Annotated in this window: 9 protein-coding genes and 1 pseudogene; 2 read left to right on the top strand and 8 right to left on the bottom strand. The window is 50.3% G+C overall.

Features of this window, described 5'->3' with window-relative positions:
- Positions 1–296 (top strand): annotated as a pseudogene (locus tag B5F07_RS16365) (hypothetical protein); the annotation flags it as partial.
- A gap of 60 nt (positions 297–356) precedes the next feature.
- A complete protein-coding gene (locus B5F07_RS16360) occupies positions 357–701 on the top strand; it encodes a hypothetical protein (protein ID WP_087162321.1) in 345 nt (114 codons plus the stop codon).
- Between the two features lie 129 nt (positions 702–830).
- Here B5F07_RS16360 and B5F07_RS16355 read toward each other — a convergent pair whose 3' ends face one another.
- The 8 genes from B5F07_RS16355 to B5F07_RS16320 all read right to left on the bottom strand — a co-directional run bounded on the left by B5F07_RS16355 (position 831) and on the right by B5F07_RS16320 (position 6,478).
- Positions 831–1,130, bottom strand: a complete 300-nt coding sequence (locus B5F07_RS16355) for a hypothetical protein (protein ID WP_227060799.1) — start codon at positions 1,128–1,130, stop codon at positions 831–833.
- Positions 1,130–1,669, bottom strand: a complete 540-nt coding sequence (locus tag B5F07_RS16350; protein ID WP_087162320.1) for a hypothetical protein — start codon at positions 1,667–1,669, stop codon at positions 1,130–1,132. Before B5F07_RS16350 ends, B5F07_RS16355 begins: the two co-directional genes overlap by 1 nt.
- A gap of 2 nt (positions 1,670–1,671) precedes the next feature.
- Positions 1,672–2,235, bottom strand: coding sequence for a hypothetical protein (locus B5F07_RS16345; RefSeq protein ID WP_087162319.1), 564 nt, complete (start codon positions 2,233–2,235; stop codon positions 1,672–1,674).
- A complete protein-coding gene (locus B5F07_RS16340) occupies positions 2,232–2,480 on the bottom strand; it encodes a hypothetical protein (protein WP_087162318.1) in 249 nt (82 codons plus the stop codon). Before B5F07_RS16340 ends, B5F07_RS16345 begins: the two co-directional genes overlap by 4 nt.
- A gap of 7 nt (positions 2,481–2,487) precedes the next feature.
- Positions 2,488–3,024, bottom strand: a complete 537-nt coding sequence (locus tag B5F07_RS16335; RefSeq protein WP_158229572.1) for a sigma-70 family RNA polymerase sigma factor — start codon at positions 3,022–3,024, stop codon at positions 2,488–2,490.
- Positions 3,025–3,039: 15 nt separating this feature from the next.
- Positions 3,040–3,567 carry an AbrB/MazE/SpoVT family DNA-binding domain-containing protein gene (locus B5F07_RS16330; RefSeq protein ID WP_087162316.1) on the bottom strand — a complete coding sequence of 176 codons (528 nt, stop codon included), beginning with the start codon at positions 3,565–3,567 and terminating at the stop codon, positions 3,040–3,042.
- Positions 3,568–3,650: 83 nt separating this feature from the next.
- Positions 3,651–4,337, bottom strand: coding sequence for a hypothetical protein (locus tag B5F07_RS16325; RefSeq protein ID WP_087162315.1), 687 nt, complete (start codon positions 4,335–4,337; stop codon positions 3,651–3,653).
- A 23-nt stretch (positions 4,338–4,360) separates the two neighbouring features.
- Positions 4,361–6,478 carry a nitric oxide reductase activation protein NorD gene (locus tag B5F07_RS16320; RefSeq protein ID WP_204248860.1) on the bottom strand — a complete coding sequence of 706 codons (2,118 nt, stop codon included), beginning with the start codon at positions 6,476–6,478 and terminating at the stop codon, positions 4,361–4,363.
- Between the last annotated feature and the right edge of the window lie 3 nt (positions 6,479–6,481).

The following is a 6,481-nucleotide window of genomic DNA, read 5'->3' as shown; positions in this document are numbered from 1 at the left end:
GTGATATGTTTGAAATTTCTCTGGATAAATTATTGAAGGAGGACAAACAAATGGTAAAAACAATAGATAAGGAAAGATTATACGGGAAGTATTATAAACATAAGCAATCTATTATTGATTTTTTTACAGGTGCTGGTACAGGACTAGTGATTTCGTGTTGTATTTCTCCAGATTCAATTAGAAGAACGGTTATACTTTGCATTGGGATTGCGATGTTTTTAATTGGTGGAGTTAAGAAACTTAGATGGGACAAAGAGGTTGTTAAGTATCTGGAAAAGCAAGAAAAGGAGCAATAAAGATACAAACAAATCCTAAGTTGTAGAGCAGATAATTGGAATTTCTCGGAGAAGTAATATATGGATAAGAAACGGTTGAAACGAGCAGTGGGAGTTGCAATCCCGCTTGCTGTCCTTATAATCGGTATAAGCTATAACAGCTATATTAAGATGCACACTTTCACCCTTTCAGGTGACGAGAGAGTGAAAAGCGAACAGATACAACCTGTTACCGGAAGTGTAAAAGTTACTGGTACTGCTGATACCGATGTTGTATTTACGGATATTGAAAGCGGAGAAACTTATGCAATAGGTTACATTACTTCTGGGACAGGTGGCACAATTAAACTTGAACGAGGAAAATGGTACAGGGTTGAAGGTGTTGGAGAACTTACAGTGAGACCAGTTAATGTTCGTATAGAATAACAACTCCTAATCCGTTTTTGACCGCCATATTTATTACATAAATTTAATCAAACGTAAAAAGAGCCGTCCATAAGACGGCTCGATGTCATTTAGTCCAGTTAGGCTTATCAGTTGGAACTGATAGAAATCTCAAACAGAGGGAGTCGGCTGTTCTTCGGGAACCTTCAGCTCCAGTTCCGCAATCTGCCATTCCATCCAGTCTCCATGTACAACAGCAGTAGCAGACCAGCCTTCCAGAAAGCTGTATTCCCGGTCAGAATCTTCTTGTTCTACCCCGTCCAGGGCGCTTTCATAGGCAGCTTTCATTGCTGCGTACACTTCCTCGTAGTCGGTACTGACGATTGGATCTGTCAGACCGTCCGTATATCCGTGTAAAACATAAATCTTTATCGGTGTATTTCCTTGTGTATTCTTGCAGACATTTGTCATCAGGCGGCCTCCTTTTCACGTCCGGGCCAGGTAATATGGCACTCACATTCGGTCAGCTCAGGATCGTGCTCTAAAGCTCCATAAACTGCCTCCCGCTCTTCGCCGGAATCATATTCCTTGTCCAGTTTAATGACTTCTGCCTGAATAAAGGGAGCGTTTGTATACGAGGCGGTAACAATGCCGTCCTCCATGATCAGCACCACACGGGGCGCCGGTTCTGGATGCGGGCGCAGTTCGCCGTTTAAAATCTGTTTCTCGATTGCATCGATCACGTTCTCCATCGTAACATGATAGGAAACATTGCTGTCCTCCAGTTTCTCATACAGTTCATAGGCTGTACACAGGATATCTGTCTCATGTTCCAGTGTCTGATAGGGAAGGTTACAAAGTCCGATCCTGTCTTGTCGCCGGTCTTCGCATTGCCCGATAAAATCCTGGAAAAAGCAATGCTTTTTGTAGATTTCATGCGCTTCCCGTATTTGCGGAAAAGTTAGTGCAAAAGCGAGTTCTTCAGGTGTTTCATTTCTTTCTAATATCATAACTATTGTTCTCCTTTCTGAAGGAGGGCTGCGCCTGGCAGCACAGCATCCTCCTGTTTCCTGTAAATCAGTAATGTCCCCCGCAGATCCAGCGGCTGGTCTATCCATCCCCCGTCCTGGTAGATCTGTCTGGTCAGGGTATTATAGATGACCGGCGTTTTTTCGATATCCGCAAGGTCAGCCACCAGACAGGTTTCCCGGTCAATATAGGGCCAGAGTGCCGCTTCGATCTCTTCCCGCAGCTTCAGTGCCATCCGGTGGATCTTCGACACGTCATAGTCTCTGGTCAGGCTTTTTCCAATCTCCTTTGGAATCCGGGAGCGGTCAATGGCAGCCTGTACCACAGCTGTCTGTTCATCCAGAGAAAAATTCGGATTGATCAGAAGGTGGTGGCAGGCGACCAGAAGGACAAATTCCTGGACGATTTCCCGGATCTGCGCCTTCAGCTCCTCATAAGGAATACGGTATACGCTCTTTAAAGTTTCCAGAGGAACCCGTTCCCGGTTGAGCTTCAGGGTGGAGAGCAGCTTTTGCAGGCTGCTCCCCCGTTCATAAATATCAGTCAAGCGCACATCACCTCAATCTCTGCCGGACGGCGTGCATAGGTCAAATGGTAAATGGTGTTTTCGGTTTCAAATACGACGCCGTCCTGCGATACCTCCAGGATCTGCTGGACCAGGGAGGTAGACAGGGACCGGGAGCCTGTTAGGATCCATGCCCGCTCATGCAGACGCAGGGTCAGACTGGGGGTGGCGGTCAGATGGATCTGTTTCTTTTTTACTGGCATAGCCGTGATTTTTTCATTCGTCATAAAAGAGTCACACCTCCATTCCATCCAGACTCCGTACTTTTCTGCGGAGGCGGTAGAACCGGCTGTGTACCCCGTGGGATGTAATATTACAGATCTCGGCAATTTCGTGGTAGGTGTAGCCGTCCGCCTGCAGATGGACCACCTGGCGCTCCTTCGGCGTCAGATAAGCCAGAAGCGCCAGCAGGCGGTTCCGGTCATCCATTGCCTCTGCCAGACGTTCCTGCCGGACAGGAAGGAAAACGTCCAGTTCAACGGTATCTTCCTGATACTCCTCCAGATAAGCCCGGCTCATGGGCCGGTTCTGTTTTTTCCATTCCGTTGCCAGTGCATCCCGCATGGCGATGCGGGCGATGGTGGAGAAGCGGTACTGCTGAAGTTCCGGTTTCTCCAGATAATCCTGTACGGCTTTCAGATAGCCAAAGACAGCGGTATCGTAGTAATCCTCGATATTCAGGTGGCGTCCGTTCAGATACTGATAGATAAAATCATGGTGCTTCTCTGCGAAAATTCTCTGTTCTTCTGTTAATGGGTGCAATGCTTTCATAATCATTCGTCCTTTCTATTCATTCGGTTTGCATTTACGGGTAATCATGTTTGCTATCAGGCGTGTGCAGTTACACTCGGCGCCCGATAAGCACCGTCCTGGCTCCGGGATCAGCAATAGCGCTGCTTTTTTAGAAGCCAGAGCTAAAGTGACCGGAAACAGTGCGGCAACCTTCCGGGAGCAGTCGGGAACTGGCGGGCAGAGGCCTGATTGAGAAAACATTTCTCTGCCCTCCTGGATAAGAGAACGCAGTTCCTCTGTGATCTGTGCACCTTCTGGCAGATAGCAGCCTTTGGATGCCAGGATGCAGTCAGTGCTGCTGATGGCAAGCCCGCAGCGGATGTTCTTATAGAGAGGCTCCAGGAAATCCCGGAGTTCTTTGGAACCGGTATTCCGGGGCGTACACTTCCGGATGCGGATGGTTGTCCCATCCGTGGCAATCTCCAGGGTGCTGCCGCTGCGGATGCCTGTTTCTTTGCGGATATCCGCAGGGATGATGATGCGCCCCTGGGTATCCATGTTTCGTATCACGGCAATACTCATAAAAATCGTCCTTTCTCTTTTTGCCTGAACAGAAAAAGAAGCGGGGTTTCCGCTTCCTTTCCTGCATGGCTGTATCGTGTTTTCTATGCTGCGTATGGGTAAGGCTGCCGCTGCATCTGCTGGCGTTGGGCCTGCTGATTTGCGAGCATCTCTTTCCCGTTTGAGATCAGCGGCGGGGCAATGCAGCGCTCCCACTCGGTCACATACGCATCCACCCTTTTTAAGAGCTGGTAGAGGTCCATGTCCGTGAGCAGGATAAAGGCCGATTTTTCCATCTGGAAGCTGCCGGACTGCATATAGGAGCCGCCGTTTCGATTCTGTACTTTGATCCCCCTTCCGTTTATGATCTGGATCCGCCACGGGTTCTTCATTTCCCTGCCGTCGGATGCCCGAGCGTGCCTGGAAATGGAAAACTGCTGTGCGGTGGAGTACCCATACTGATCGGGTTCCCCAAAGATCTTGCTGATACTCCATTCAAATTCCTGAAAGCCTGCGGTAAGGCGGGTGAGGAAAAACTGCACCTGCTCCGGGCTTAAATGGAACCGGGTGATGATATTGCGTTCCCCGGTGCCGTTGGAATAATCCTGGATAGACACGCCGATGAGCGAGTGAACCTTATGGTTGTTCTCTGAAAACTCTCCCTTGGCGTGTATCTGTGCATAGCTGCCAGGCAAAGCGGCCCGCAGCCGGTCATGAAAAGAAATCAGTTTCTTGTCATTCTGGACCTTACAGATCTGGTCCGATGCCAGATTCTGATAAGACTGGCTCATAAGTTATCCCTTCTTTCTATGATTTATTTGAGGTACTGTTTAACGAGGAGCGTCAGGTTTTTCGGCAGGTCATCCAGACGGGTAATGTCCAGAAACCCTTCCTGATAGATGCGCTGGATGGCATCCTTGTCCTCTCCAATGGCTGCCGCAAACAGAACAATATTCTGTCTGGCGTATTCCTTCTTGATCCCCCGCAGGTCCGCCTCTGCCTCCGTGCCGCGATAGCCGGTATCGGCTGGCTGACCGTCGGAGATCAGGATCAGAAGTTTCCGGTTCTCCGGTCTTTTCGCCAGATGCTCTGCAACAAAGCGGAGCGCTGCGCCGTCCCGGTTGCCGCTGCGGTCTATCATATCCATCAGCCGGTAGCGGTCATTCTCGTCCACAGAGTCAAACTCCGCATAGGAATAGAGGGCTACGCCCCGGTAATCCGTGGAATGGCCATAGATGGTCACCGGGATCCCCAGGCTGACACAGAAGTCATAAAGGACAATGGCTGTCTTTCTGGCGTGAGTGATACGGTCACCCCAGCCCATAGATCCGCTTTCGTCAATCAGGAGCCCTACTGCCAGCCGCTGTTCATCGGCTGGGAGCCTGGTTCGGATGAAGAAAGAACCGTCCTGGTGATGGAAGGAGCGCATATCCAGCCGCCGTCCATACAGAAGGTTCTTCTGCTTTCCGCCTTCCGCCTCCTCTTTTAAGAGGGGCAGTAGGGAACTCTGCAGGCGCTTGGAAGCCCTGAGAAGAGGAGGTGCAACTTCCTCATACTGCCGGATCAGCCGGTCTGGGATGTCCTGTACCCGATGAATGGTCACATGGATACCGGCATGGGCATTTCCGTAATGGATATCATTTGCTGCTTTCTGTAATTCTTCTGTCAGCTGCTGTTCATAGGCTGCCTGCGCCTTTTCTGTTGCGGCTTCATTTAAGACACGGGCAATATCTGATGCCGCATCCTCATAGCCGGTGCCGGCATACTGGGATGCGTAGGTTACGCCCGGATCATTGCCGTCTAAAATAGCGCTGGTCTTGGCAAGGGCAATCCGCCCGCCTTCCTCCTCCATCACTTTTTCCGCTTCCTTCAGGCTTTCCTGACGGCCCTTGGAAGAAAAGAAATCTGCGTCTTGCGGATTGGTGCCTGCGCCTCCTTTGGCGGAAGGGATATTTTTTACCTCCCCACCACCTTTTCCCAGAGGAATGGGCGTGCTGCCCGCAATCTGCTGATCCAGAAGATCCTGAAGCTCCTCTGTTGCTTCTGTTTCATTCTTTTGTTCCAGCTTTTCCCGCATTTCTTCTACCAGCGGTTTGATAAAGTCCCAGAACAGGACAAGCAGACAGTTTGTCGCAGTCAGCCGTTCCTTAATTGATGGTGCTTCCAGTGCTGTGTCGATATACTCCATGCCATCGGTCAGCACATCCAGATATTCGCTGTCGCTGTGGAAGCGGTTGCTGATGGTGCCGGACCGGCAATAAGCCAGAAGCAGGTTGGTTGCAATCGTAAACGGCTGGTAATCCCGGCTGAGCTGTTCGTGAAGATCCGGGATCTGCTCCAGCATCCGCAGGTTATTGAGCTGGATGCCCTTTCGGAAGCTGCCGGGAAAGGCAGCACACATCCTCGCTTCAATATAGATGTCTTCCAGGATGTTCTGAAGAGAAGCCGCACAGGTCTGCAAGGTCAGAGATACGGCCTTGTCCTTTTCCTGCAGGGCGTCCAGGATCTCCGTCTGGTTTTTCTGATAAACCGGCAGCTCCACGGAAGGATCTTCCGGGTAAAAAGAGCCGTTCCCCAGGTTTGTCAAGTAGAGGTTCCGGGTGGTGAAATCCGTAAACAAAAGATGAGCCGTCTCATGTCCGGTCATCCCTACCAGGCTCAGCGCCCGCAGGAAGCGGGACGGAAAGCTCTGGGTAACACGGTTTGCTGCGTTCAGGTAGATCTTATAAGAGTCTGTGTAAGCCAGTGCCGCACCATCGGATTCGTCCCAGGAAATCAGTGCCTGCAGGCCGTAGCAGTAACGCCCGGTAGCAGCACGTGCCTGGGAGGTCAGATACTGATGGAAGGCAGAGGACGTAAAAAATTCCTGATCGGTAATGAAAGATTCCTCTTCCCGAATCATCTGCTTTAATTTTTTCTGGTTGCTGTTCAAAAT

This window comes from Lachnoclostridium sp. An169 (assembly GCF_002160525.1).
GTDB classification, from domain to species: domain Bacteria; phylum Bacillota; class Clostridia; order Lachnospirales; family Lachnospiraceae; genus Mediterraneibacter; species Mediterraneibacter cottocaccae.
Note: the sequence above shows the minus strand (reverse complement) of the source record. Positions and strands in the feature narration are given on the sequence as shown.

Excerpts from the sequence above, each read along its gene's own strand:
- B5F07_RS16325 (WP_087162315.1), bottom strand. The coding sequence starts at position 4,337 with ATGAGCCAGTCTTATCAGAATCTGGCATCGGACCAGATCTGTAAGGTC.
- B5F07_RS16340 (WP_087162318.1), bottom strand. The coding sequence starts at position 2,480 with ATGACGAATGAAAAAATCACGGCTATGCCAGTAAAAAAGAAACAGATC.
- B5F07_RS16350 (WP_087162320.1), bottom strand. The coding sequence starts at position 1,669 with ATGATATTAGAAAGAAATGAAACACCTGAAGAACTCGCTTTTGCACTA.
- B5F07_RS16330 (WP_087162316.1), bottom strand. The coding sequence starts at position 3,567 with ATGAGTATTGCCGTGATACGAAACATGGATACCCAGGGGCGCATCATC.
- B5F07_RS16360 (WP_087162321.1), top strand. The coding sequence starts at position 357 with ATGGATAAGAAACGGTTGAAACGAGCAGTGGGAGTTGCAATCCCGCTT.
- B5F07_RS16355 (WP_227060799.1), bottom strand. The coding sequence starts at position 1,130 with ATGACAAATGTCTGCAAGAATACACAAGGAAATACACCGATAAAGATT.
- B5F07_RS16335 (WP_158229572.1), bottom strand. The coding sequence starts at position 3,024 with ATGAAAGCATTGCACCCATTAACAGAAGAACAGAGAATTTTCGCAGAG.